The sequence below is a fragment of the Desulfovibrio porci genome (assembly GCF_009696265.1).
In the GTDB taxonomy this organism is placed as follows: Bacteria; Desulfobacterota; Desulfovibrionia; order Desulfovibrionales; family Desulfovibrionaceae; genus Desulfovibrio; species Desulfovibrio porci.
Window position 1 is genome coordinate 132,455 of sequence record NZ_VUMH01000004.1, and the last position, 24,575, is coordinate 157,029.

The 24,575-nt window shown below is 63.5% G+C and carries 20 protein-coding genes and 1 tRNA gene; 7 read left to right on the top strand and 14 right to left on the bottom strand.

Going from position 1 to position 24,575, the window contains the following annotated elements:
* The first annotated feature begins 247 nt into the window (after positions 1-247).
* Positions 248-2,026, top strand: a complete 1,779-nt coding sequence (locus tag FYJ44_RS05600) for a formate--tetrahydrofolate ligase (RefSeq protein ID WP_154509981.1) — start codon at positions 248-250, stop codon at positions 2,024-2,026.
* A 164-nt stretch (positions 2,027-2,190) separates the two neighbouring features.
* Here the strand turns inward: FYJ44_RS05600 and FYJ44_RS05605 are convergent.
* The 12 genes from FYJ44_RS05605 to FYJ44_RS05660 all read right to left on the bottom strand — a co-directional run bounded on the left by FYJ44_RS05605 (position 2,191) and on the right by FYJ44_RS05660 (position 15,289).
* Positions 2,191-2,267 (bottom strand) — tRNA-Arg (locus tag FYJ44_RS05605).
* A gap of 174 nt (positions 2,268-2,441) precedes the next feature.
* Positions 2,442-2,711, bottom strand: coding sequence for a 30S ribosomal protein S20 (rpsT, locus tag FYJ44_RS05610; protein ID WP_287702097.1), 270 nt, complete (start codon positions 2,709-2,711; stop codon positions 2,442-2,444).
* Between the two features lie 271 nt (positions 2,712-2,982).
* Positions 2,983-5,079 carry a glycine--tRNA ligase subunit beta gene (gene glyS, locus FYJ44_RS05615; protein WP_154509983.1) on the bottom strand — a complete coding sequence of 699 codons (2,097 nt, stop codon included), beginning with the start codon at positions 5,077-5,079 and terminating at the stop codon, positions 2,983-2,985.
* Between the two features lie 3 nt (positions 5,080-5,082).
* A complete protein-coding gene (gene glyQ / locus FYJ44_RS05620) occupies positions 5,083-5,964 on the bottom strand; it encodes a glycine--tRNA ligase subunit alpha (protein ID WP_154509985.1) in 882 nt (293 codons plus the stop codon).
* Between the two features lie 194 nt (positions 5,965-6,158).
* Positions 6,159-6,914 (bottom strand): DNA repair protein RecO, encoded by a 756-nt coding sequence (gene recO / locus FYJ44_RS05625; RefSeq protein WP_154510166.1) that lies wholly within the window; start codon positions 6,912-6,914, stop codon positions 6,159-6,161.
* Complete coding sequence (locus tag FYJ44_RS05630; RefSeq protein WP_154509987.1) at positions 6,914-7,936, bottom strand: RodZ domain-containing protein; 1,023 nt, start codon at positions 7,934-7,936, stop codon at positions 6,914-6,916. The genes recO and FYJ44_RS05630 overlap by 1 nt, the downstream gene beginning before the upstream one ends.
* A 42-nt stretch (positions 7,937-7,978) precedes the next feature.
* Positions 7,979-8,914 carry a SurA N-terminal domain-containing protein gene (locus FYJ44_RS05635; protein WP_288230769.1) on the bottom strand — a complete coding sequence of 312 codons (936 nt, stop codon included), beginning with the start codon at positions 8,912-8,914 and terminating at the stop codon, positions 7,979-7,981.
* A 290-nt stretch (positions 8,915-9,204) separates the two neighbouring features.
* Entirely contained in the window at positions 9,205-10,374 is a 1,170-nt protein-coding gene (locus FYJ44_RS05640) for a peptidylprolyl isomerase (RefSeq protein ID WP_229772545.1), read from the bottom strand.
* A 5-nt stretch (positions 10,375-10,379) separates the two neighbouring features.
* Positions 10,380-10,736, bottom strand: coding sequence for an MmcQ/YjbR family DNA-binding protein (locus tag FYJ44_RS05645; protein ID WP_154509991.1), 357 nt, complete (start codon positions 10,734-10,736; stop codon positions 10,380-10,382).
* A gap of 32 nt (positions 10,737-10,768) precedes the next feature.
* A complete protein-coding gene (gene mfd, locus FYJ44_RS05650) occupies positions 10,769-14,209 on the bottom strand; it encodes a transcription-repair coupling factor (RefSeq protein WP_154509993.1) in 3,441 nt (1,146 codons plus the stop codon).
* A gap of 180 nt (positions 14,210-14,389) precedes the next feature.
* Entirely contained in the window at positions 14,390-14,713 is a 324-nt protein-coding gene (locus FYJ44_RS05655; protein WP_154509995.1) for an IscA/HesB family protein, read from the bottom strand.
* Between the two features lie 252 nt (positions 14,714-14,965).
* Entirely contained in the window at positions 14,966-15,289 is a 324-nt protein-coding gene (locus FYJ44_RS05660) for an IscA/HesB family protein (protein WP_154509997.1), read from the bottom strand.
* 131 nt (positions 15,290-15,420) lie between these two features.
* Here FYJ44_RS05660 and pyrR point away from each other — a divergent pair, with 131 nt between their 5' ends.
* The 5 genes from pyrR (at position 15,421) to FYJ44_RS05685 (ending at position 19,101) form a co-directional block, all read left to right on the top strand.
* A complete protein-coding gene (pyrR, locus tag FYJ44_RS05665) occupies positions 15,421-15,954 on the top strand; it encodes a bifunctional pyr operon transcriptional regulator/uracil phosphoribosyltransferase PyrR (protein ID WP_154509999.1) in 534 nt (177 codons plus the stop codon).
* A gap of 270 nt (positions 15,955-16,224) precedes the next feature.
* Positions 16,225-17,319, top strand: coding sequence for a YedE family putative selenium transporter (gene yedE, locus FYJ44_RS05670; RefSeq protein WP_154510001.1), 1,095 nt, complete (start codon positions 16,225-16,227; stop codon positions 17,317-17,319).
* The gene (locus tag FYJ44_RS05675) at positions 17,319-17,537 is read left to right on the top strand and encodes a sulfurtransferase TusA family protein (RefSeq protein WP_154510003.1); all 219 of its coding nucleotides are present in this window, start codon (positions 17,319-17,321) and stop codon (positions 17,535-17,537) included. The genes yedE and FYJ44_RS05675 overlap by 1 nt, the downstream gene beginning before the upstream one ends.
* A 71-nt stretch (positions 17,538-17,608) precedes the next feature.
* A complete protein-coding gene (locus tag FYJ44_RS05680; RefSeq protein WP_154510005.1) occupies positions 17,609-18,202 on the top strand; it encodes a putative Se/S carrier protein in 594 nt (197 codons plus the stop codon).
* Positions 18,193-19,101: a carbohydrate kinase family protein gene (locus FYJ44_RS05685; RefSeq protein WP_154510007.1), complete on the top strand. Its 909-nt coding sequence runs from the start codon at positions 18,193-18,195 to the stop codon at positions 19,099-19,101. The genes FYJ44_RS05680 and FYJ44_RS05685 overlap by 10 nt, the downstream gene beginning before the upstream one ends.
* On the opposite strand, the gene FYJ44_RS05690 is transcribed toward FYJ44_RS05685, so the two are convergent.
* Positions 19,079-20,674 carry a putative bifunctional lysylphosphatidylglycerol flippase/synthetase gene (locus tag FYJ44_RS05690; RefSeq protein ID WP_154510009.1) on the bottom strand — a complete coding sequence of 532 codons (1,596 nt, stop codon included), beginning with the start codon at positions 20,672-20,674 and terminating at the stop codon, positions 19,079-19,081. The genes FYJ44_RS05685 and FYJ44_RS05690 overlap by 23 nt on opposite strands.
* Positions 20,675-20,995: 321 nt before the next feature.
* Here FYJ44_RS05690 and greA point away from each other — a divergent pair, with 321 nt between their 5' ends.
* A complete protein-coding gene (gene greA / locus FYJ44_RS05695) occupies positions 20,996-21,484 on the top strand; it encodes a transcription elongation factor GreA (protein WP_154510011.1) in 489 nt (162 codons plus the stop codon).
* Between the two features lie 122 nt (positions 21,485-21,606).
* Here greA and FYJ44_RS05700 read toward each other — a convergent pair whose 3' ends face one another.
* Positions 21,607-24,492: a glycosyltransferase family 2 protein gene (locus tag FYJ44_RS05700; RefSeq protein WP_229772520.1), complete on the bottom strand. Its 2,886-nt coding sequence runs from the start codon at positions 24,490-24,492 to the stop codon at positions 21,607-21,609.
* Between the last annotated feature and the right edge of the window lie 83 nt (positions 24,493-24,575).

The following is a 24,575-nucleotide window of genomic DNA, read 5'->3' on the forward strand; positions in this document are numbered from 1 at the left end:
CTCAAGCAAGCCGCTGACGTGGCAACGGCTAGCGCATTTTTTAGGATTCTCCCGACACCTGCCCTCCGCCTGCGCTTCGCTCTGGCGGAGCAAAGGTGGCTTCGCCCCTTTTTGTCTATTACTCGGCTATCTAGTCAATAAATAAAGATTTTTTAGATGCGTCTGCCCTGTGTTATCCGCCTTCCCGCCTTGACGCCTGCCGGAGCGGACCGTACATTCCGGCTAGTTCATATTTCAAGGAGTTGCCATGACGCTTGATCCCACCAAAAATCCTGACTGGAAAATCGCGCAGGATGCCGAATCACGCATGAAGACCGTGGAAACCCTGGCCGCCGAAATGGGCCTGGAATCCCGGGAATTGCTGCCCTACGGGCATTATATGGGTAAAATCGAGCAGCAGGCGGTGCTGGAGCGCTTGGCCGGACGGCCGGACGGCAAATATGTGGATGTTACGGCCATCACCCCCACGCCGCTGGGCGAAGGCAAATCCACCACCACCATCGGCCTGGTCCAGGGCCTGGCCCGGCGGGGTTTGCGCTCCTCGGCGGCCATCCGCCAGCCCTCGGGCGGCCCCACCATGGGCATGAAAGGCTCGGCCGCGGGCGGCGGCCTGTCCCAGTGCATCCCGCTGACGCCGTATTCGCTCAATTTCACCGGCGACATCCATGCCGTAGGGGCGGCCCACAATCTGGCCATGACCGCTCTCACCGCTCGCATGCAGCACGAGCGCAATTACGACGACGCCACCCTGGCGCGCCTTTCGGGTATGCGCCGTCTGAACGTGGATCCCACGCGGGTGGGCACGGGCTGGGTCATGGATTTCTGCGCCCAAGCCCTGCGCAACGTGATCATCGGCATTGAGGGCGACGGCCGCCGCAACGACGGCTTTATGATGCGCTCGCACTTCGACATCACCGTGGCCTCGGAAGTCATGTCCATTCTCTCCGTGGCCCGCGACCTGCGCGACCTGCGCGAACGCATGGGCCGGATGGTCCTGGCTCTGGACCGCGACGGCAAACCCGTGACCACGGCGGATCTGGAAGTTGCCGGGGCCATGACCGCCTGGCTGGTGGAAGCCGTCAAACCCAATCTGATCCAGACCATCGAGGGCCAGCCGGTGCTGGTGCATACAGGACCTTTCGGCAATATCGCCCTGGGCCAGAGCTCGGTCATCGCCGACCGGGTGGGCCTCAAACTCAGCGACGTGCATGTGACGGAATCCGGCTTTGCCGCTGAAATGGGCTATGAAAAGTTCTGGAACCTGAAATGCCGTTACAGCGGCCTGACGCCCGACGCGGCGGTCATCGTGGCCACGGTGCGGGCGCTCAAGAGCCACGGCGGCGCGCCTCAGCCCCGGCCCGGCCGCCCCCTGCCCGAAGCCTATACCCGCGAGGACGTGAGCCTGGTGGAAGCTGGCTGCGTCAACCTGCTGCACCACATCGGCATTGTACGCCGTTCCGGCGTGCCGTCCGTGGTCTGCATCAACAAATTCCACACCGACAGCCCGGTGGAAATCGCCGCCATCCGCCGCATTTGCGAAACGGCCGGAGCCCGGGTGGCAGTATCGGAACACTGGGAAAAGGGCGGCGAGGGTGCGCTGGAACTGGCTGACGCGGTCATGGACGCCTGCAATTCCGGCAAGCAGAATTTCAAGCCGCTTTATGACTGGAGCCTGCCGCTGACCGAGCGGATCACCTGCATTGCCCGCGAGATCTATGGGGCCGACGGCGTGGATTTTGAACCCCTGGCGGCACAACGCCTGAAAGCCCTGCAGGAGCGCCCCGACGCCAATGATCTGGGCGTGTGCATGGTCAAGACCCAGTACTCCCTCTCCGACGACCCTACCCGCAAGGGCGTGCCCGCCTCCTGGCGGCTGCATGTGCGTGACGTGCTGCTGTTCGGCGGGGCCGGTCTGGTCTGCCCGGTTTCCGGCGACATCAGCCTGATGCCCGGCACAGGTTCGCATCCTTCGTTCCGCAATATCGACGTGGATGTAAACACGGGAAAGGTCACAGGTCTGTTCTAAATTCAAGACTCATTAATCTTCAAAATGATATTCGGCTACTCATAGCTCATTTTATGTGAGCTGTGAGTAGCTTTTTGTATGGACGAAAATTCTCTCCGATAAACGGAGAATTTTCGTCCATACAAAAAGGGCTTATGAGAGATATCTCATAAGCCCTTGAAAAATGGTGCGCCCGAAGAGATTCGAACTCCTGACCTACAGGTTCGTAGCCTGTTGCTCTATCCAGCTGAGCTACGAGCGCGTAACAAAAAAATATTATTCTAAACGGCGTTACTCGTCAAGCATTACTTGTAAATATTTTTTTATTTGCTTGCCGGTAACCTGTCAAATTCTTTGTCGTCCAATGGACGGCGCGCGTTCAATCTCACCAGTCCGGATGTTCTGAAGAACACCGGCAACGCCGCTTCACACAACCTTACTCGGCTTCAATGCCGTTGACGGCGCGGGCCAGACGCGAAATCTTGCGCGCGGCCTTTTTCCAGTGCAGCGCGCCCTTGCCGGCGGCCTTGGCCAGCACGGAGGTGGCGACGGTCAGAGAAGTATCGGCCAAGCTCTTGTCCTTGCCCTGAATCGCGGCGCGCACATCCTTGATGGCGTTTTTCACGCGGGTGCGGGCGGCACGGTTGCGGGCGGCCCTGTTGAGGCTCTGCTTGTGACGTTTGATGGCTGACTTGTGGTTGGCCACGGTATTCCTCCACTATGTTGGGCTTGCCCGCGCAAGCCATGATCTCGAAAAAGCGGCACTGCCGCCGTTGACAGCAAAGAGATGTTGTGAATCAGCGTTATTAGCTCAAGCCTCCCGGACTGTCAAGCAATTTTACCACACTGATCAGCGTTGAACCTTTTTGCGTTTGAACTTGTCGCACGGCAACATAATTTACCATGCGACAAGTTCACGCTGCGGGTTTTACAAAAAATCCGCGCCGGTGCATCCGGCATTAAAAATGACGAGCGCTCTACAGTTGCAGGGCCGCAAAATCCGCCAGCCGGGCGAAGCGCGATCCCAGAGCCTGGAGCATGGACAAACGGTTACGGCGCAGGGCCGCATCCTCGCACATGACCATGACCCCGTCGAAAAAGGCGTCCACCGCCGGGCGCACTTCCTTGAGCGTGGCCAAGGCCGCGCCGTGGTCACCCGAGGCCCACAGGGCGTCCAGCCGGGGCAGCAAGGCGTCCAGAGTCTCGGCCAAAGCCTTTTCCGGCGCTTCGCACAGCAACGCCGCGTTCCACCGCTCGGGCAGCGCTTCGGCGGCGGCCTGCTTGCGCACGATATTGGCCACCCGCTTGAAGGTCTGTACGGCCTCGGCATAACCCGCTTCGCGGCTGAAGGCCGTCAGGGCCGCCAGGCGCGCGCCGCTGTCGGGCACCAGGGCCGCGCCCGCGTTCAGGGCCGCGTCCACCAGCAGCGTGTCCTGGCCCTGGCTCATGAAATAGTTGCGCAGCCGGGCAGCGAAAAATTCCATGAGCTTGTCCTGAGCTTCGTCCGGTGGCAACTTCCATTGCCGCGCGCCGTAAAGTTCCCGCGCCTTGGCGAAAAGCTCGCGCACGTCCAGCTCAAAGCCGAAGTCCAGCAGAATGCGGATGATGCCCAGGGCGCAACGCCGCAGGCCGTTGGGGTCCGCCGCGCCGGTGGGAATCATGTTCAGGCCGAAGCAGCCCGCCAGGGTGTCGGCCTTGTCCGCCAGAGAGAGCAGCGCGCCCACAGGGCTTGCGGGCAAGGGCGAATCCGGTCCGGCAGGCAGATACTGTTCTTTCAGCGCGTCGGCCACGGCCCGCGGTTCGCCCTTGCGTTCCGCGTAAATGCCGCCCATGACGCCCTGGAGGGTATCGAATTCGCCCACCATGCCGCTCACAAGATCGGCCTTGGAAAGACGACCGGCCCGCGCGGCTTCCGCAGTCAGGTCAGCGCCCAATTGCGGGGCGCAACGCTCGGCCAGCCAGCGGCAAAGAGCCTCAAGGCGGCGGGTTTTGTCGCCCATACTGCCCAGCGCGCCGATAAAGATGACATGGTCCAGCTTGTCCAGCCAGGCGTCGAGGCTTTCCCGCAGGTCCGCGCGCCAGAAAAAGCGGGCGTCGTCCAGACGGGCGCGCAGCACGCGCTCCCAGCCGTGCTTGACCACCGCCATATCTTCGGGGGTCAGATTGAGCACGGTCAGAAAATGCGGCATGAGTTTGCCGTCCGCGCCCTCAATGCCGAAGCTCTTCTGATGGCTCTCCATGCTGGTCAGCAGCACTTCGCGCGGCACTTCCAGATAGGCCGGGTCAAAATCCGCCAGCAGGGGCACGGGATGTTCGGCCAGGCCCTGCACTTCGTCCAGCAGACTGTCCTTCCAGAGCACTTTGCCGCCGGACCGGGCAGCCTGGGCGTCACCACCTTCCACAATGGCGGCGCGGCGCAGGGCCGGGTCCAGGGTCACGGCGCAAAGGTCAGCCACGGTTTTCAGGTAGGCGTCGGCATGGGCTACGCTGAAGGGGCCGGGACCATGCACGCGATGACCGTGGGTTTCGCGGCCGGAGTCCACCGGTCCGAGCCTGAAGGGCACCACTTCTTCGTCCAGCAAAGCCAGAATCCAGCGGATGGGACGGGCATAGGCCAAGGAATACGCGCCCCAGCGCATGCGCTTGGCAAAGGGCAGAGCCGTTATCACCGCCGGGCAGATTTCAGCCAGCAGGTCCTTGGCCGCCGCGCCGCCAATGCGCTTGCGCACGGCCATATACGCGCCCTTTTCCGTCTCCAGGCGAAAAACGTCCGCCACGCTCAGGCCGTGGGTGCGGGCAAAGCCCTCCAGAGCCTTGGTGGGCGCGCCGTCAGCCCCATAGGACACGCGCGCCGGAGGACCGGAAATCACTTCTTCCTTTTCTTGCTGCACGGGATTGAGATCTTCCACCAGCAGCACGGCCCGACGCGGCGTGCTCATGACGCGCACCGCGCCGTGCTCCAGGCCCGCTTCGGCCAGAGCGGCCGCAAAGCGGCTTCGCAATTCCGTCTCTTCCGGGGCCAAAAAACGGGAAGGCAGTTCCTCGCTGCCGATTTCAAGCACAAAGGTCGCCATGCCTTACCTCACATCCTTGTTGTCGAGCATGGGATAGCCCAGTTCCTCGCGTTGCGCCGCGTAGAGGCGGGCCACGCCCGCGGCCAGCGCCCGCACCCGGCCGATATAGCCGGTACGCTCGGTAATGGAAATGGCCCCGCGCGCGTCCAGAAGGTTGAACGTGTGGGAGCACTTCAGGCAGTAATCATAAGCGGGCCAGGGCAGGCCCAACTCCAGCATGGCCTTGCATTCCCTCTCGAAATCGCTGAACTGGCCCAGCAGCATTTCCGCGTTGCTGGCCTCGAAGTTGTGCCGGGACTGCTCCACTTCGTTCTGATGGTAGATGTGGCCGTAGGTCACATCCTTGTTCCAGCGCAGATCATAGACCGACTCCACGCCCTGAAGATACATGGTCAGGCGTTCCAGGCCGTAAGTCAGTTCCACGCTGACCGGCGACAGGTCGATGCCGCCCACCTGCTGGAAATAGGTGAACTGGCTCACTTCCATGCCATTGAGCCAGACCTCCCAGCCCAGGCCCCAGGCCCCGAGCGTGGGCGACTCCCAGTCGTCCTCCACAAAACGGATGTCGTGGCGGGCCGGATTGAGCCCCAGCGCCTCCAGGCTTTGCAGATAGAGATCCTGCACGTTATCCGGCGAAGGTTTGAGCACCACCTGAAACTGGAAATAGCGTTGCAGGCGGTTGGGATTTTCACCGTAGCGGCCGTCGGTGGGACGGCGCGAAGGCTCCACATAGGCGACCTTCCAGGGTTCAGGCCCGAGAACCCGCAAAAATGTGCTCGGATTGAAGGTGCCGGCTCCGCACTCCACGCCCGACGGCTGTTCGATGACACAGCCCCGGCCTGCCCAGTAGTTTTGCAGGGTAAGAATCACATCCTGAAAGTACATGCGCTGTCCTTTGTTATGCTCAATTTTCACAGAACCGCACAGACGGTGGCTCCAGTGGCTCCATCCCGCTGAAAGCTGAGATTTTTGTCGCTGGCAAGGAAAACAAGCTTTTTATGAAGGGAGTGTACTCTTCCGGTACTCGACCGAAATAAAAAGCGTAGTTTGACGCAGCCAGCGGCAAAAAGGCTCGGCTTTCACACGTGGCGGAAATAACCGCCCTCCCAAGCCAGCCCCAAATGATACTGCACAAAGCCGTCAATGGCCCGCGCGCAGGCCCGGCGGTCTGTCGGCGGCCCGTCCTCCACCGGCCAGGTGGAGGGAAATTCTTGCTGCACGCGGCGCAAAAGGTCAAGCCCGGCCGGGGAAAGCTCCACTCCATACCGTGTGGCCGGTAAGGATTCTCCCGCCCGGCAGGCGGCGCAACGCATCTGGCCTTCGTCCACCACAAAGAACGCCCGCTCCGTCAGCGGTGCGCCGCACGCGCCGCAGTGCCCCAGATTGGGCGCAAAGCCCAAGGCCCCGGCCAGGCGCAGGCGAAAAAAAAGCGGCAGCAAGGCGGGCAGGCGGGCCTCTTCCTCCAGAACGCGGCGAAGGTCTTCCACCAGGGCGAAGGTTTCCTCCGCGCCGTCATCGTTGACGCCCAAAGCCTCCACAAAGCGCAGGCAGTTGGCGGCCAGTCCCATGCGTTGCCAGTTGCCGCGCAGCCGCTGCGGGCCGGACAGCAGCACGGCCTCTTCCAGATTGAGAAAATTTCCTCTGCCCGAAGCCTTGACCCGGCATTGCAGGGTGTTCAGCACGTCCAGACAGCCGCAGAAACGCCGTCGGCTGCGGCTGCCGCCAAAGGCGAACAGGGTCAGCAGGCCGCGCTTGCGGCAGAGCAGCTTCAACCAGAGATCAGATTCGCGGAAATGCCCGATGCGCAAAACCACGGCCTGATCGGCCCATTCCATCACTGCCGGGCCGCGGGCGGAAAAGTCAGCGTCCGCACCTGGCCGGACTGGCCGGGCGCGGGCATGTCCTGCCCGTTATAGCGGATGCGCACGCCGCCGGCATTGCCCAGCTTCAGTTCCAGGCTTTTGGTGAAGGTCAGGGCAAAGGTGTCGCCCTTGCGCAACGAAAACTGCCGGGTATCGGTATTGTCGGCGTTGGAATGAATCCAGCATTCTTCCGTGGCGGTGATGATGACCTTGTGCTGGCCCGGAGGCAGCGCGCCGTCCGCGGGCTGGCCGGATTCAGCGGGCTGCGTCGCATTGCGCGTCGGCGTGGAACCCAAACCCCAGGCAGCCGTCGCGTTCCGCGTAGCGCCGCCAAAGGCGGGAACCGGAGCGGAGGCAGACGCGATTGCGTCGCCGACGGGCGCGGCGGAAGTCGAAGCGGTTGCGGGCGGTGCCGTCGCGGGGGCCGAAGAGGTTGCCGGAGCGTCAGTTGAAGGCGTGGCGGCCGGAGACGGGGACGGCGTCTGGACCGAACCGGCGGCAGACGGAGCCGTCGGGGCCGAAGTATCCCGGCCCGGCATGATTTCGGCGGAATCCGGCGTTTGCAGCGGCGGCGAGGGCTGGGCCAGACGCCGCGTCTGGCGGCTCAGAAACTCCAGAGCGCCCTGCTGCCAGGCCACATACGCGCCGCCGCCCAGCAGCGCCAAAACAATAAGCACGCCCAGCCATTTCAGGCTCCGGGGCGGCGCCAGAGACTCCTCCGGCGTATACACGGGCTGATGTGTGATGGCCGGGCTCACGCCACCCAGAGCGCTGACGGCTTCGTTCACTTCTTCGGCGGCCATGCCGAGATAGGAGGCGTATGAGCGGATAAAGCCCTTGGCATACGCCAGATGGGGCAGGGATGAGGCGTCGCCCTCTTCCAGGGCGCGCAGCAGACGGGCTCCGATTTTCAGGTGGTTGGCCACATCCTCAATGCTCAGGCCCCGCTTTTCGCGTTCGGCGCGCAGCGCCGCGCCCAGTTCCTCTAAGGTCATGTAAAGCCTCTGTGTATATCCCACCGCGCGAGGCGCGGCGACTTACAGCCGGATATCGATGACGGCCTTGCTCCGCAGTTGGCTGGTATAATCCTCAAAGCGCTCAACGGCCTTGGGTTGACGCAGAATGGCGTCGATCTGCGGGGTGGCCTGCTCCAGAGTGAGCTGCTTGTCCGCGCCGCCACCGGGCCGGAACAGATGAACCTGGGCCTTGCGGCCCTGAAGGTCGAATAGTTCGGTCACGTCGCCGGACTTCATCTTGGTAAGCCGCCCTTCCCATTCCGGGTTCAGGCGGTCCCATTCCACAGGCCCCATGTCGCCGCCCTTGTCCTTGTTAGGGGCGATGGAATATTTGGCCGCCGCCTCTTCGAAGGTCAGCTTGCCGGATTTGATCTGGGCGGCAATGGACTGGGCGTTGACGTTGGGCGCATAGACCAGCACGCCCATATGCAGGCCGCTGCGGTCATAGAGATTGTCTTTGTGGGCTTCGTAGTATTGCTTGATTTCGGCCGGGGTCACCACTACCTTGCGGCCCACTTCCATGCCCATGATCTTCTGGCGCAGCAGAGATTTTTCAAAATTCTCGCGGATCTCGTTGATGGAGATTTTCTGCTGGGCGAGCTGGGCTTCGAACTGCTGCTTGGTCAGGTTGCGGGACTTCATCAACTTGGCGATTTCATTGTCCACTTCGGTGGGGGAAACGCTGATCTTGAGACGTTTGGCCTCCTGCCCGAGCAGGATGTCCATGATCATCATGTCCAGCACCTTGCGGAAAACCTTGTCCACGTCCTTGGCCTGCTTCGGATCGTTGGGATTGAGTCTGGCCCGCGCCAGCTCGGGCAGGGCTGCCTTCTGGAGGTCGAACATAGTGATGACCTGACCGTTGACCACCGCCGCCACTTTATTGAGTTGGGCGGCCCGTGCGCCGCAAATGCCGCAAAGCCAGATTGCCAGCAGCAGAACAAGCGTTTTCTTCACTATGAGTCTCCCCTTTGCGCCAAGGAAATTACCGAAAACTGTTATGGGCATCTGCCTACCGTAAAACAGCCTGAGATGCAATGTCCGGCGGGCCGGGCAGCAGGGCTGACGCATCTCACTTCAGCTTTTGCCGGTCACTTATTTTGTCATGATGATCCGCCAAAACCAGCTATCCACCTGCGCTGCGCTTCGGCGGAACAAAGGCAGCTTAGCCCCTTTTTGTCCGATCTCCAGGCCATCAGGCCAATAAATAAAAAATTTAAGGGCGTCCAACCGCAACCAGGCGGAATTCAGCGCCGCCCGCTGCCGCCGGCGCCGTTCCGCCGGGGCGGCTGATCCGCGCCCGCATCGCCCGCAGGTTTGACGGACCCGGCGTCAACTCCCGCCGCCCCGGCATCGAAGCGTTCCTCAGCTCCCGCCGAGGCGTCAACCATGTCCGAACGGCCGTCCTCGTCCTCATCTTCCTCCTGCCGATCCTGCCTGGCTGAAGGCGGCGTCAGCACCTCGTCCCTGAGCAGGGGCGACACCTTGACCGTGGCGCGGGACAGGCTGCCTTCCAGCCATTGCTCGAACGCGGCCCTTTTTTTCTGTTCCTGCAGAATATGCTCAATCAGCGGATAGGCGTCGGCCATTTCCAGGCTGTGGGCCTTCAGGCGCTCCACCAGCCCCACGCTCTCCCAGACGCCGTTGCGGCGGCGGGCCGGGAGGCAGGTTCCGGGCTTGAGAGCCGACACTTCCTTGGTCCACGGCGGCGGCACCTCGTCGGCCCTGACTTCCAGGCATTGCGCCAGCAGCGTTTCGGGCGGCGTCTTTCTGCCCGCCGGAAAAGACGCGCAAAAGGCGTCCAGAGCCTCGCGGTTCTCGCCGGAGACAAAGCAGACATCCAGGGTTTCAGGCAGCCGGAAGTCCGCCTGATGCTCCTGATAATAGGCGCGCACTTCGTCCAGCCGCACCTGGATGCCGGGCAGCAGCACCCGCTTTTCAAAGGTCAGCATGGCCAGATGGTCGCGCATCAGGGCCTGCCAGTCCGCCTCATCCAGGGATTCGTCAGTCAGGAATTTGGAAAGGCCGCCGGAGCCGTAGTCGCCGCGCACCAGGGCCACGGCCTGCTCCATGGTTGCGCCGGCCACGGGAATCTGACGGCGTTCCAGCTCCTGGCGCACCAGAGCGTGGATGATCAGGGTGCCCAGAGCCTCGCCGTACTGGCGTTTCATATTCTCCAGCGAAGGCCGCTGCAGGGTGCCCAGCGCGGCGGAACGACTGTCCAGCAGGGCCTGCACCGTACGCAGGTGGATGGGTTCGCTGTTGACCGTGGCCACCACGCCCTCGGGCAGACGGCTCTCCAGACAGGCGGCGAGCAGAAGACAACAGCAAAGCAGCGGAACAAGTCCGCAACGGGGCGCAAAGCATATCTTCGCGACGCGCGATCTTGCCGCATTTCCAACTATCCGCCGCATCATGTCTTTCACTGCGTCAATCCGTGGCTTTCGTCAATGAGACCGTACAGTTCGTCGTCGGGAAAACCGCCGTCCAGCACAAGCGTAATCCAGTGCTTCTTGTTCATATGATAGGCGGGCAATGCGCCTGACGCGCTGTTCACAAGAATATCCAGCACATGATCGCTTTTCAGGTTGATAACGTCGATGTTTCCCTCTCCTTCCAGACCCAGCCGCGCTTTGGGCAGATTCAGGATCAGACCGTACCATTTGCCGTTCCCCCCGTGCCGCAGCACGGCATACTCCGGAAACCGCCGCCAGGGGTAGTCCGGCTCGGTCTGGAACGTCTTCTTCACGTAAGCGAGGATATCTTCCCGCGTCGCCATGCTCACGGCTCCCCCGGCTGTCCGCCGTCTTTTCAGGAGGCCGACGCGCGGATGTTGTCCAGCGCCAGCCGCACTTTTTGCAAGCCCTCGCCGAACGAAAGCTCCCCGGCCAGCGGCAGGGTCAGGCCCGCCGGGGGATGCAGGCGCGCGCCCGGCATCCCGGCCGCCAGTTCCACAATGCGCTCCGGCTGTACGGCGGTCTGGCCGTCGGGCCAGAACATGCGCAAGTGGTCCCGGTGCACGTCGGCCCGCTGCACCTGCAACTCCGTGAGGAACTGCTTGAAGTCCAGCACGGCCAGAAAATTGTTCAGTTCCTCGGGGAAGGGACCGAAGCGGTCGCGCATGGAGAGCGCCGCCTCTTCCCTGGCCGCGCCGCCCACGGCGGAGGTCAGGGCCTTGTAGCAGCGCAGGCGCTCGCGGCCGTCGTCAATGTACGACGCGGGGATATGCGCAGGCAAGCCCAGAGTCAGCTCCGTTTCCACCGCCAAGGCCGAAGGCGTGCCCTTGAGGCGGCCCACGGCCTCCTCCAGCATTTCCAGATAGAGGTCCAGACCCACCCGGCCCATGTGTCCGGACTGCACCTCGCCCAGAATGTTGCCCGCCCCGCGCAGGCGCAGGTCTTCCATGGCCACCTGGAAGCCCGCGCCCAGGTAATCCATATCCATGATGATGCGCAGGCGCTCCTCGGCCACGGCCGTGAGACGCTCGGCATCGGGCACCACGAAGAAAGCATAGGCCTGCCGGTCGCTGCGGCCCACGCGGCCCCGCAACTGATAGAGCTGGCCCAGGCCGAACATCTGGGCCTGGTCCACCACCAGGGTGTTGGCGCGCGGGAAATCCAGGCCCGACTCCACAATGGAGGTGCAGACCAGCACGTCCAGCTCGCCGTGCCAGAATTTGTGCATGGTGGTTTCCAACTCGGTTTCGGACATCTGGCCGTGGGCCATGCCCACCCTGGCCTCGGGCGCGAGCTTGCGCACATATTCCGCCACGCGCTCCAGACCCTGCACCCGGTTGTAAACCCAGAACACCTGGCCTTCGCGCTCGATTTCGCGCGCGATGACCTTGCGCAGCAGATCGTCGTCGCGGCGCAGCACCGCCGTGGCCACGGGCTTGCGGTCCTGCGGCGCGGTTTCGATGATGGACAGCTCGCGGATGCCGGACATGGAAAGCTGCAATGTGCGCGGAATGGGCGTGGCCGTCAGGGTCAGCACATCCACGTTCTTCTTCAGGGCCTTGAGCTTTTCCTTGTGGCGCACGCCGAAGCGCTGCTCCTCGTCCAGCACGAGCAGGGCCAGATTGGGCAGCTTCACGTCGCTGGAAAGAATACGGTGGGTGCCGATGAGAATGTCGATCTGTCCGGCGGCGGCCGCCTTGAGCACTTCCTTTTGCCGGGCCCGGGGCACAAAACGGCTCAGCAGGCCCACGTTGACCGGGAATCCGGCCAGCCGGGCCCGGAACGTCTGGTAATGCTGCTCGGCCAGCACCGTGGTGGGACAGAGCAGGGCCACCTGCCGCCCCTCGGCGGCGGCGCGAAAGGCCGCGCGCAACGCCACCTCCGTCTTGCCGAAACCCACATCGCCGCAGATCAGGCGGTCCATGGGTTCGCCCCTGTCCATGTCGTCCAGCACGTCCTGAATGGCCTTGGCCTGGTCCGGGGTTTCCTCAAAGCCGAAGGTGGCCTCGAATTCATGGTACAACTCACCCGGCGGGTCGTAGCGGAAGCCCTTGGCCACCTTGCGGTAGGCGTACATTTCCACCAGGTCGGCCGCGATTTTTTCAATGGCCTTGCGGGCTTTTTCCTTGCCCGCGGCCCAGGCCGGCCCGCCCAGGCGGTCCAGGGCCGGTTCCACGCCCTCGGTTCCCTTGAAACGCTGGATCAGGCCCAGACGGTCGGCGGGCACATAGAGCTTGTCCCGCCCGGAATATTCAATGAGCAGAAAATCGTTGGCCGCCTCGTTGAGATCCAGATGGTGCAGACCCGCGAAGCGCCCGATGCCGTAATCGCGGTGGACCAGCAGGTCGCCGTTTTTGAGGTCGTCAAAATTGTCCAGGCCCTTGAAGGCCCGCGAGGCGGCGCGCGGCGTCTTTTCCGCGCGGGGATAGATGATGTCCTCGCCCAGCACCAGACTGTTGTCCCAGACCAGTTCCACGCCGGAACGGAAGGGCGAGACCAGGGCGAACAGGCCATGGGCCTCGGGCGCGTAGCGCAAGGCCGGGGTAATGCCGTCCTGCTCGGCCAGTTTGAGAAATTTGTTCCGGCCCCGTTCCGAGGAAAAACTCAGGATGACCTGACGGCGCTGGCTCTGCCATTCCTTGAGCCCGGCAGCCAGATGCTGCCAGGGCCGGTCCTGCGCGGCGGGCAAGGGGAACAAATCGCTGAAGGCGTGCAGGGGGCGTTCCTGAAAATCCGCGCCCCGCTCTTCCACGCCCATGACCAGGGGTTCATCGAAGGCGCACTGGAAATTCCGCCAGGGCGCGGGCTGGGAATTCTTGCGCAAGGCCAGACCGGCCGGTTGCTGCATGGGCGAGTCCTCGGCTTCCAGACTCTCCTTGAGCGCCAGACGCCCGTCGCGCAGGGCTTCGGCGCTGTCCGCCTCGCCGGGCAGCAGCCAGAGGCTGTCGGCGGGCAGCCATTCCTCCAGCAGGCTGGGGGCATCACAGAGCACACCGGGCAGAATGCCCGCGCCGCCGCCGTCCAGGGCTTTTTTAAAGGAATAGCACTCGTTTTCGCTGATCCGCCCTTCGCTGAGCAGTTGATCGCAGCGTTTGCGGGCCGACGTCAGCCCCTTGTTGTCCAAAGCCAGCGGGCTCACGGGCAACAGGGTCAGTTCGTCGAGATGCTGCAGGGAACGCTGGCTCTCGGCGTCAAAGAGGCGCATTTCCTCAATGGCGTCGCCGAAAAACTCCAGGCGTACAGGCTTGGCGTAGCCGGGCGGGAAAATGTCCAGAATGTCGCCGCGCCGGGCCATGTCGCCGGGGCGGGTCACCAGGGAGACGCGCTCGTAGCCCCACTCTACGGCCTGATCCAGAATGAGTTCCGGCGAATACTCGCCGCCGCGCTGAAGGTCCAGGGTGCGCGAATCAAAAAAATCCAGCGGCATATAGCGCAACAGCGCGCTTTCCACGCCGGCCACCACGCAACGCGGTCCGCCCTGGGCCAGAGCATACAGCGCGGCCATGCGGGCAGCCCAACTGTCCCTGTCCCGCCACTGGCTCATGGGCGGCAGACTCAGACAGGGGCTTTCCCATACGGCCTTGCCGACGGGGATGTCGCCCAGAGAAAGCTGAGGCAAAAAAAGCGTCAGCAGGGAGCGGGCCGCGTGGAATTCCTCCCGGTTGCGGGCGAGGAGCACCGCGCCGCGCCCCTGGGCCAGAGCCTCGCAGGCCAGGCGGCAGCGCGTGGCCATGCCGCTGCGCTTCAGATAAAGCTGGCCGTCCCGGCCCGCAAGCAATGCGCTGAGATTTTGCATGGATTACGCCAAGAATGAGGGCGGCCTTGCGACCGCCCTCTATTTGAAATCACAGGGCCATACCGGATTCGCCACTCTCAGCCTCGGCCTGTGAAAAACATGTGCTTTTTCCCTGGCCTCGGTCACCGGCCTCGCCTTTCGATGATGCCGGAACGATGGACATTTTCTACTGCTTTGTCCCTAGTGGGAACCACAGCCGCCGCAGCAGCTGCCGCACCCTCCGCCGTCGTTTTCCGGCAGCGGCATTGTGGGCTCCACGGTGAAACCCATATGGCTCAAGTCAATTTTAACGCCGTGCACCTGGGCCAGCAATTCCTTGTTGATGCAGAAGGTAAAACCGGCCTGTTCCTCGCTCTGGTCATCGTCGGTGGCGGCGTCCAGAGCCAGCGCGAGGCGCGGGCCGCAACAGCCGCCGGGGGCCAGATAAATGCGGATGGCGCCTTTTTCCTTGCCCGTAAAGTAGCTTTCAAGCTCCTTGCGGGCGCTTTCGGTCAATTCCAGCATGCTTCCTCCATGTGGGGCGTGCTGTCAAAGATTTTCGAGACATACGCGAAAAACGGATGCCTGGAGACCAAGGCGCTTTGACGGCGCTCCGCACGGGGAACGGCTTGCAGGCAAGAAAGCGTGAATACTGCGGGTTTTTGTTCTTTGCCTGGAGAGGTCGGCCCGGACGAAACACAATAAACAAAGCATACATGCGTTTCGCGCGGAACAAACCTGACGCGGGCAAAGGACAAAAAACCGTTTCAGCGCTTCCTAATTGCCGCCGCAGCCGCTGGAGCAGGAACCGCAGGCGCTGCCGCCGTCCGGGGCGGCCAAGGGCACCGTGGGTTCCACCGCAAAGCCCATATAGGTCAGATCAATTTTGACCCCCTGCACCTGGGCCAGCAGGTCTTTGTTGATGCAAAAGGTAAATCCGCCCTGTTCCTCAGTCTGATCCTGATCATTTGACTCATCCAGAGCCAACGCGAGCCGCGGCCCGCCTCAGCCGCTGACCGAGTAAATCCGGATCGTTTCCTTTTTCTTATCCGCAAAGTACGCATCCAGCTCTTTGCGGGCGGTATCCGTCAGTTCGAGCATATGTCCTCCTAATTGTAATCTCGAAATATCTAAGGACAAGAACACGGCTTGTCAATCAGCGGCGGGGCTTTTCTTGCGCGGCGAAAGCGGCTATATTGCCTCACACGGCGTTGACGCCGCCCGGAGGAGACATGAGTTCAACCCTGCTGCTGGAAAAAAATGAAATGGCCCGCATTCTGGACCGCCTGGCCTCCCAGGTGCTGGAACGGCACGCCGCTTGCGAGAATGTGATGCTGGTGGGCATCCAGCGGCGCGGCGCGGATCTGGCCCGGCGGCTGGCTGAACGGATCGAAGCCCGCCTGAACGCCCCGGTGCCGCTGGGCACCCTGGACATCAATCTGTACCGCGACGACTGGACCAGCCTTGAGGGCAAGCCGCACATCGGCCAGTCCAAGATTCCCGGCAGCGTGGACGAGCGCGTGATCATTCTGGTGGACGACGTGCTGTTCAGCGGGCGCACCATCCGCGCGGCCCTGGAAGCCCTGCTGGACTACGGCCGCCCCAGGGCTGTGGAACTGCTGGTGCTCATTGACCGGGGCCACCGCGAACTGCCCATCCACGCCGACTATGTAGGCCGGGTGGTCAATACCAGCCGCCACGAGCATGTGGACGTGCTGCTGGACGAGCGCGACGGCGAGGACGCGGTGCGCCTCAGCGGCGAATAAGGCCGGAACGCCTCCGGCGGACCCGGCGTTGCGGCCTCCTTTTCACTTTTTTCACCTCTTGCCAGGAGAACGGCTATGTTCCTGCGCCAGACCTGACGTAACGCATTGAGCTTCACGGCGTGGAGCGTATGCGGACGGCGGCGCGGGAGATTGCGCTTTTTCCTCACCCGGCAGGCCTGATTTTCCGAAATCCCCGTCCGCGTTGCCGGTCAGCCAAACCGACCGGCGTTCGCAACGGGCGCGTGCGCGTCCATAACCATGGGGAATTTTATGAAATCGGGTTTCAACATCTTTTCCACCACGACCGGCATTGTGGTCACGGGCCTGATTTTCGGCGCGCTGGCCATCTGGCTCCAGCATTCGGGCAATCCGGGCAATATGGGCATCTGCGTGGTCTGCTTCAACCGCGATATCGCGGGTGCTGTGGGCCTGCACCGGGCCGCCGTGGTCCAGTATCTGCGCCCGGAAATCCTGGGCATGGTGCTCGGGGCCTTCATGGCCGCGCTGGCCTTCGGCGAATACAAGCCGCGCGGCGGCTCCTCGCCCATCATCCGCTTTCTGCTCGGGGCCATCGCAGGCATCGGCGCGCTGGTCTTTCTGGGCTGCCCCTGGCGCGTAATCCTGCGCCTGGCCGGGGGCGACGCCCACGCCCTCTTCGGCCTGGCCGGTCTTATGGCGGGCGTGGGCATTGGCACCCTCTTCTTCCGCAAAGGCTTTTCTCTGGGCCGCAGCCAGAGCCAGAGCCGAATTTCCGGTCTGGTCCTGCCCGGCGTCATGCTCGCTCTGGTGATCCTCTACCTCATGGATCCGCAGATCCAGGGCCAGCCCCAGAGCGGCGTGCTCTTCTATTCTGTCAAAGGACCCGGCTCCCAGCACGCGCCCTTCCTGTTCTCGCTGGGCGCGGGCCTGATAGTGGGTTTTCTGGCCCAGCGCAGCCGCTTCTGCACCATGGGCGCGCTGCGCGACGTGATGCTCTTCAGGCAGTGGCATCTGGCCCTGGGTTTTCTGGCCATGCTGGCCGCGGCCCTGGTGCTCAACCTGAGCCTGGGTTCCTTCCACTGGGGCTTTGAAAACCAGCCCATCGCCCAGCCCGACGATCTCTGGAACTTCCTGGGCATGGTCACCGCCGGGCTGGCCTTCGCCCTGGCGGGCGGTTGCCCCGGCCGCCAGCTTTTCATGGCCGGAGAAGGCGACAACGACGCCGCCGTGTTCGCCACAGGGCTGATCGTGGGCACGGCCATGGCTCACAACTTCGGCATGGCTTCCAGCGGCGCGGGCATCGGCATGCACGGGGCGGCCGCCACCATCAGCGGCCTGGTCATCTGCCTGTTCATCGGCTTTTACAACTGCAAGCGAGGCGCCTGATGTCCACTCTTATTGATACACGCGGGCTCTCCTGCCCGCAGCCGGTCCTGCTCTTTCTGACCGCCGTCAAGGGAAATGCCGACGGCCCGTTCAGCGTGCTGGTGGACAACGACGCCAGCCGTGAAAACGTGAGCCGCGCGGCCCGCAATCACGGTTTCAGCGTGGAGGCTCAGGATGAGGACCATGGCGTGACCCGGTTGAACATCAGCAAAGCCTGATCCCGCTCGTATTCCGGCGTGGGGTGGGGAATCCGCCATCTGCGATCCGCGCCCCACGCCAAGGGGGAAATATGCCCGAAAAACAGCATTCCTGGTTCGCCCGGCTCTCCGGCGGTCTGCGACGCGCCCTGCGCGCCCGCTCCGCCGGAAAGCCGAAAGCGGGCCTCAACGACCGGGGTCTGCTGGTCTTCGCCCACACCGGCGAGGTGATCCAGACCGAACGCCTGCTGCGCGAGGCCGGTTTCGCGGTGGAAGTCAAGGGACCGCCGCCGCAACTGCGCACAGGCTGCGATATGGTGGTGGTCTTTCCCCTGCTCAGCCAGGCGGCGGTACTGGAACGGCTCAGGCAGTCCGGCATCACGCCGGAGCAGGTGGTCAGCGCCCACGACGTGTTGCTGGAGCCAGTGTCCCTGTTCCAGACCAGACGCCTGGACCGCTGGCTGATGGTGCGCGCGGCCAATATGAAAATCACCATTGACACCACGGACGAACGCATCGTCAACATTTCCGGCGGCGGTTGTCCGGATGTGCCCTGGCTGGCCCAGAGCCTGTGCGGCCTGCGCCTTTCCGAAGCGCCGGAACCCCTGAGCCTGGGCCGAACGCTCTGCTGCTACAGTTTGCAGAAGGCCTTTGAGGAATTGCGGAGGCAACGCGCATGTGGCTGATTGTGGGTACCGTGCCGGATGCGGATTTCGCGCTGCGCCCGGACGCCGTTTTTGCCGAAAGCCGGGTGGACGGCGACGCGCTGGCCCTGCCCGACGGCCGCCGCGTGCCCGTGCGACGGGGCACGGCGGCTCTGGCCGCCACGGCCCTGCTGGCCTGCGCCGCCTGCGGTTTTCCCGCGCCCCGTCTGCTGCTGGCCGGCGACACGGGTTCCGGCGCGGGCAGCCGGGCCGTCTATGCCTGGCTGGAAAAGCATCTGTCGGAACTGCCCGCCGGACTGCCTGACGGATTGACGGGCCTGACTTTCCACTATCTTTTCCCGGATCTGGATTGGCACAACCGCGTGCTTCTGGCCCTTCAGGCGCTGGAACCCAGGCCGCTGCTGGCGGCCGACGCGGGTTTCATGTATGCAGCCAAGATGAGCGGCTATGCCGACAGGTACGACCTTTTTACGCCTGACCTGGGGGAACTGGCCTTTCTGGCCGATGAAAAAGCGCCCCACCCTTTTTACACGCGGGGATTTCTGTTGGCCGAGGAAGAGGATATTCCCGGACTGCTGGAACGGGCGAGGCGGCACGGCAACTGCCCGCCCAACCTTATCGTCAAGGGTAGGGCCGATCATATTGTCTGCGACGGAGAAATCAGGGCCACGGTGACGAGTCCCTCGGTAGCGGCCATGGAGTGCATCGGCGGCACGGGCGACCTGGTCACGGGTCTGGTTACGGCATTTCTGGCCGGAGGCCTGCCTCTCTGCCGGGCGGCACTGGCCGCCGCCCGGGCCGCGCGCCTGCTGGCCCGGCATTGCGCGCCCACTCCAGCCACTCAGGTAGGCGAATTGATCGCCTGCCTGCCGGAAGTGCTGGGCGTTGAAAGTACGGTCATTTTCGCGCCGTCGGCCTGAGCGGCGTTGCTGAAGAAGGCGAGTTCTTTTTCTTGCGGCGCTGCCTGTGCCGCAAGGTCATCCGCCAGAGCCAGGACACCAGCAGGGCAAGGGCGATGCCCGCAAAGGCCCGCAACGTCCGCGAGGCGTTCAAAGGCCGCTCAAAGCCCCAACTCGCGGCGCGGCCCCAGGCCGGATGATAGATGGCCCAGCCCAAAAAGAAAATCAGCGCCAGAGCGCCCACGGCTCCGGCCAGCCAGTAAAGGGGAATGGGTTCCTCCCAGAAGAAGGACGAGCGGTAAAAACGCCGCCGCGCCAGGCAGACGGCCAGCAGCACTACGCCTGCCATCAGGGCCACTTCCCAGGAAAAACCCTTGAGCAGGGCGCCCGCAATGCCCAAAATCAAAAAAAGCACAGTCAGTTTGAAAGCGCGGGCCTGACGGCGTTCCAATCCATACGAGACGAAGAGCAGCGACGCGCCGGAAAGAGCGCAGACAAAATGCCCCACGGCCGACACGCCCTTGGGCAGCCAGGCGTTGAGCAGGGCCACGCTGTGCGGCAGGGTGGGCAGCGTGGCCGAAACCAGCAGGACAAGGCCGCCCACAAAGGCCGCGTAGGCCGCGATGGAATGCGAGAGCACCGAGAGCCAGCGCCCGGCCTCGCGCAGCATGTGGCGGCGCTGCCGGGCTTCGTACACAGCCAGCAGCACGGCCGCCGCCAGCAGCGGAATGATGTAGTAAATGAGCCGGAAAAGCAGCACGGCGGCAAAGACCATCTGCTCGTGAGTGGTGTGGGTGAGGTGCAGGATGACCAGCTCGAACACGCCCACGCCGCCGGGGATATGGGTCAGCACCACGGCCACCTGGGCCATGAGGTAACTGGGCAGAAAGTCCAGGAAGCTGATGCCCATATTGCCGGGCAGCAGCACATACATGCAGGCCGCGGCGGCAATGATGTCCACTCCGGCCACGACAAACTGGGCCACGGCGATGTGCGGTGCGGGGAAGACGAATTCCTTGCCGAAAATATGTACCGGTTTGCGCACAGTAAAACAGAGCACCAGATAGGAACAGGCGATCATGAAAAGAATCACGCCCAAAATGCGCACGTCCGCGATGGGCATATGCTTCAGCAACTCGTCAGGAATCACCGGCGGGGCGATCATAAAAATAATGCCGCACAGGCCCAGAGCGCCCACCCAGAAGGTCACGGCCAGCATGAGCACCAGGCGCACGATGTCCGTCAGGGAAAAACCCCAGGCCGAATAAAAACGGTAGCGCACGCTGGTGCCGCCCAGCAACGCGCCGAAGTTGTAGCTGACGGCCTGCCCCACAAAGGAAACCAGAGCCACGCGCGGCAGCGGCAAGCTCTTGTGGATGGCTTTCAGGGCCAGCCAGTCATAGCCCACCAGGATCATGTAATTGATGACCATGAGCACTAGGGAGAAGCCGATGCGGCCGTAGGAAATCTGCTGGATGCTCTCCCGGATCTGGGCGATGCTGTATGCTTTGAGTTTGTTGTAAAGCAGATAGATCGCCAGGAGAAAAATGGCGGTGATCAGAATGGGGCCCAAATAACGCAAATATTTTTTCATGACATGCCGTGCGCTATGCTGACGCGCCGGGGCGCGATTCTTACATTCTTTTCAGCATATACGCCACGCGCCGTGCGCGCAAGTCCGGGGAGCGGGCGGTCTTTTCCGTCCGTTTGCGGAAAACGGTTTCAGGGCTTGACCACGGCGCGGGCAACGGCTAGGGTATGAAGGCAGTCACGCTTATACCCCGCGGCCGGTTTCCGTTACGCAGGGGTTTTTTGCCGCATCTGCCGTGCTCCCAAAATTTTTTCAGCAAAAAGTCGCGCATATGCTCCGCTGCCCGGGCAGCGGACGCTTTTTTTGTGCGCTGTGAGGTTGGACATGACAAATATCCCCATTTCCGTGCAAGGCTACAAGAAGCTGGAAGAAGAACTGGCCCGCCTGAAGAGCGAACGCCCGGCCATCATCCAGGCCATCAAAGAAGCCAGGGAAGAAGGCGATCTGCGCGAAAACGCGGGCTATGACGCCGCACGCGAACGCCAGGGCATGGCCGAGGCGCGCATCAAGTACATTGAATCGCGTCTGGCGCTCTATCAGGTGGTCGATCTGGACAAACTCAGCGGCGACAAGGTCATCTTCGGCTCCACAGTGGAAGTGGAGGACGTGGACAGCGGCGAAAGCCGCAGCTTCACCATTCTCGGCCCGGACGAGGCCGACCCCGGCAAGGGCTCCATCTCTTTTCTGTCGCCCGTGGGCCAGGCCCTGCTGGGCAAGGAGGAAGGTGACGAGGTTACGGTGGACATCCCGCGCGGCCGCGTCACCTACGAGGTGATCAGCATCTCCTTCAACGGCAGCAAAGTACTGGCCTGAGCGGGTAACGGCCGCCCCTGAAAAACGAATCCGTTTCACAATAAAAGCGCTCATGGTCCGGAGCTGTGCTTTAATAGTGCCTCCCCGGTCCATGAGCGCTTTTCGGCAAAGGCCGCCGGGTTCTAAGCTCCGTTCAGGTCCAGCATCCAGCCATAGTCCGGCGCGGCGCGCAACTGCGGATTCCGCAGGCCGTGGCCGCGTACAATGTCGCCCCAACGCTCAAGAAAACATTCCCGCGCCCGGGGCGACAGCTTTTCCTCCTCGGCCCCACTCGGCAGCAGCCACTGGCCCCAGGGCGAAATCAGAGTAAAGCGTCCCTGCTCTTCCCGGCGCAGGCTGTAGTCCGCCCCTGCCAGCGGCCCCAGAGCGGGATCAAAGCCGCCGCTCTCCAGAAAATCCTTTCGCCGGACGGCCATGCAGTGCCGGGAGACGGCCAGAACCCGCCGCGTCAGCAATAACTGCCCCCAGCAGAGCGAGGGCAACAGTCCGGGCGCGGCCCCGCGCAGCAAGGGAAAAGGCAGGCCCATCACATCAGGGTACAAGCCCGCGTGCCACAGCAGCCCGCCCTTCCAGACGCAGCCGCCCACCAGAGGCAGATCGGGCCGCAGGGCCAAAGCCGCCAGTTGTTCCGGGCGGCAGTCCCCCACAGGCAGAAGATCGGCGGACAAAAACAGCAGCACGTCCCCCGTGGCGGCGCGGGCCGCCGTCCGGCAGGCCGTGGACCAGTGCGGCCCGGCGGGCGGCAGAACGCGCCCGTTCAGGCGCGGCGGCCAGGTTTTCGGCAAGCCCGCGGGCAGGGCCGAGGGGGTCAGCGGCTGCCAGAGCGTTTCCAGGCGCAGCCGCCGGGCAAGTTTGCACAAACAGTCAGCCAGACCCGGCGTCAGCGGCCCGGGTCCATTCGCCAGCAGGATCACGCTGCAGCGCAGGTTTCGCGGCACGGCCAGTTCCAGCTTGAAAAAATTGTTTTTCCCCGTCGGCAGAACGGCGGCATCCAGACCCCGACGTTGTGCGCTTTCAGCCAAAGCCCGGCGCGTGGCCTCCAGCACATAGGGCTTGGTGGCCACGCTGGCCGTGGTGCTGCCCGCATGGATGCGCCAGTGGTAGAGAATACGCGGGATGTGGGCGATTTCCTCTGGCCTGAGTTTTTCGGTCACGCGCAGGCTCAGGTCAAAATCCTGTGAGCCTTCCAGACCGGGGCGCAAGCCGTCCGCCTCGCGCAGCGCGGCCACGGCATAGGTTGAAAGGTGACCTGTGTAATGCAGGTCAAAATCAAAATCAGCCTTGAATATCGGCGTGCGGCGCACCCCGGCGGCGTCGATCTTGTCCTCGTCGCTGTACAGAAAACGCAGGCCGGGACGTTCCGCCGCATGCCGGGCCACTTCCAGCAGGGCGTCCGGGGCCAGCAGGTCGTCATGATCCAGAAAGGCCGCCCAGGGCGCGTCCGCCAGGGCCAGGGCGCTGTTGCTGGCCCGCGAGATATGCCCGTTCCGCTCCCGGATGACCAGGCGGATGCGTTTGTCCCGCGCGGCATAGGAACGCAGCAGTTCCGGCGTTTCCGGCCTGGTGGAGGCGTCGTCGGCCAGACAGAGCTGCCATTGGCCGTAGCTCTGGGCCAGTACGGAATCCAGAGCCGCGCGCAAAAACGCGGGTTCGGGATTCCAGACCGGCATGAGCACGGCGATTTCCGGCCAGGTCCGTTCCACGCGCAGATTCTTCGCCTCCGGGTCAGCCGCCGGGAGGCTGTTTTCCCGCAATTCCAGCCAGGCGTCATACATGGAGGGGGCATTGTCCAGAGAGCAGGCATAGATGCCCGCGTCGGCCAGAGCGCGCAGGCCCGGCCTGAGCAGCCCGTGGCGGAAACGCCGGGCCCGCGTCCGCCAAGAATGCGCATCCTCCCTGAGCCGGGACAGATTTTCACGTCCGCCGAAGTCCTCCAGCCGGGCGGCCAGATCCGTATACCAGGCAAAGGCGCGCGGCAGGCTGGACGGCAGTTCGCGGCAGAGGCTCAGAGCCTGGGCGCGCCGCTCCGGCGGCAACAGATGCAGCAGATGCAGCAGCGCGGCGGGTTCCGGCGCATGCCGCCAGCGCAGCCAGGCCGCGTCCGGTCTGCCCTCTTCCTCTTCAAGGATCAGGCCGCATGGGCCTTCCGCCAGCCAGGGCGTCAGGCCGTATTCCAGCCCGTCGGCCTGAACCTGAGAATGATAATCCGTCCGTAGCAGGGCCGGATTCAGACGGCCGCGCTGTAGAAGGCTGTTCCAGAGACCGCATTTTTTCCAGGAATCGAAGCTGTCGCGCAGCACGGCCCTGGCCGAGGGTTCGGTGGAAAAAACGCCCTTGCGCGCCGCCGCGAGGCGCAGACAGAAATCCGGAACGGTCAGTCCTTCCAGCCCCGACCTGAAACCGCCCACGGCCAGAAAATCTTCCCGCCGCACCAGCAGAGCCGCTTCATGAGCCAGCTGAAAGGCGCGCCGCCGCGCGGCCAGGGGGTGGCCGTCAGGCAGCCCTTCATATAAATAATGTAGTTGCCCCCGGCTGTCGGCCACGCAACCCAGATGGCGGATCCGGCGCGGCCCGGTCCCACCTTCCGGCGCAAGCAATAAAGGATTAAGGCCGGCCAGATTGGAATTTTCCGCCAGCCTGGCCGACAGGCACGGCAGGCTGTCCGGTTCCAGCAGCGCATCCGGAGAAAGCAGCAGCAGAAAAGAACCACCCGCCTCCCCCGCCGCCCTGTTGGCCGCCGCGTACCGGTCGTCACCCGGCGCAAGAGGCAGACAGCGGAATCCGGCCAGACCTCCCGCCCGTAACAGGGCGTCGCCCAATGCACGTATCGGGACTTCCCGCTCCGGAGGGCAGCAGCAAAGCACTGTCGCATCCCCGGCTCCGGCCCGGGCCAATGCCTCAAGACAGGCGGCGGGCGACTCGCCGCCCTGACAGGTCAGCAGCACCGTCAACGCGGGCGGAACAGAGGCCGAAGAACACAGGGACGGCCCGACAGAATCAATATCCATGCGTTCATGGTACGGCAGGGGCAGACGCAATGCAACGCACGGCCCGGCAGCAGCCCGTCGCAAGCACTCGCCCTTGGGGCTTG

What these genes read in the sequence shown, in the direction of transcription:
- FYJ44_RS05690 (WP_154510009.1), bottom strand. Translation starts at nt 20,674, where the DNA reads ATGAAAAAATATTTGCGTTATTTGGGCCCCATTCTGATCACCGCCATT.
- FYJ44_RS05675 (WP_154510003.1), top strand. Translation starts at nt 17,319, where the DNA reads ATGTCCACTCTTATTGATACACGCGGGCTCTCCTGCCCGCAGCCGGTC.
- FYJ44_RS05630 (WP_154509987.1), bottom strand. Translation starts at nt 7,936, where the DNA reads ATGACCTTAGAGGAACTGGGCGCGGCGCTGCGCGCCGAACGCGAAAAG.
- FYJ44_RS05700 (WP_229772520.1), bottom strand. Translation starts at nt 24,492, where the DNA reads ATGGATATTGATTCTGTCGGGCCGTCCCTGTGTTCTTCGGCCTCTGTT.
- FYJ44_RS05600 (WP_154509981.1), top strand. Translation starts at nt 248, where the DNA reads ATGACGCTTGATCCCACCAAAAATCCTGACTGGAAAATCGCGCAGGAT.
- glyQ (WP_154509985.1), bottom strand. Translation starts at nt 5,964, where the DNA reads ATGTACTTTCAGGATGTGATTCTTACCCTGCAAAACTACTGGGCAGGC.
- FYJ44_RS05680 (WP_154510005.1), top strand. Translation starts at nt 17,609, where the DNA reads ATGCCCGAAAAACAGCATTCCTGGTTCGCCCGGCTCTCCGGCGGTCTG.
- glyS (WP_154509983.1), bottom strand. Translation starts at nt 5,079, where the DNA reads ATGGCGACCTTTGTGCTTGAAATCGGCAGCGAGGAACTGCCTTCCCGT.
- FYJ44_RS05655 (WP_154509995.1), bottom strand. Translation starts at nt 14,713, where the DNA reads ATGCTGGAATTGACCGAAAGCGCCCGCAAGGAGCTTGAAAGCTACTTT.
- FYJ44_RS05640 (WP_229772545.1), bottom strand. Translation starts at nt 10,374, where the DNA reads ATGATGCGGCGGATAGTTGGAAATGCGGCAAGATCGCGCGTCGCGAAG.
- greA (WP_154510011.1), top strand. Translation starts at nt 20,996, where the DNA reads ATGACAAATATCCCCATTTCCGTGCAAGGCTACAAGAAGCTGGAAGAA.
- pyrR (WP_154509999.1), top strand. Translation starts at nt 15,421, where the DNA reads ATGAGTTCAACCCTGCTGCTGGAAAAAAATGAAATGGCCCGCATTCTG.
- yedE (WP_154510001.1), top strand. Translation starts at nt 16,225, where the DNA reads ATGAAATCGGGTTTCAACATCTTTTCCACCACGACCGGCATTGTGGTC.
- FYJ44_RS05645 (WP_154509991.1), bottom strand. Translation starts at nt 10,736, where the DNA reads ATGGCGACGCGGGAAGATATCCTCGCTTACGTGAAGAAGACGTTCCAG.
- FYJ44_RS05685 (WP_154510007.1), top strand. Translation starts at nt 18,193, where the DNA reads ATGTGGCTGATTGTGGGTACCGTGCCGGATGCGGATTTCGCGCTGCGC.
- mfd (WP_154509993.1), bottom strand. Translation starts at nt 14,209, where the DNA reads ATGCAAAATCTCAGCGCATTGCTTGCGGGCCGGGACGGCCAGCTTTAT.
- recO (WP_154510166.1), bottom strand. Translation starts at nt 6,914, where the DNA reads ATGGAATGGGCCGATCAGGCCGTGGTTTTGCGCATCGGGCATTTCCGC.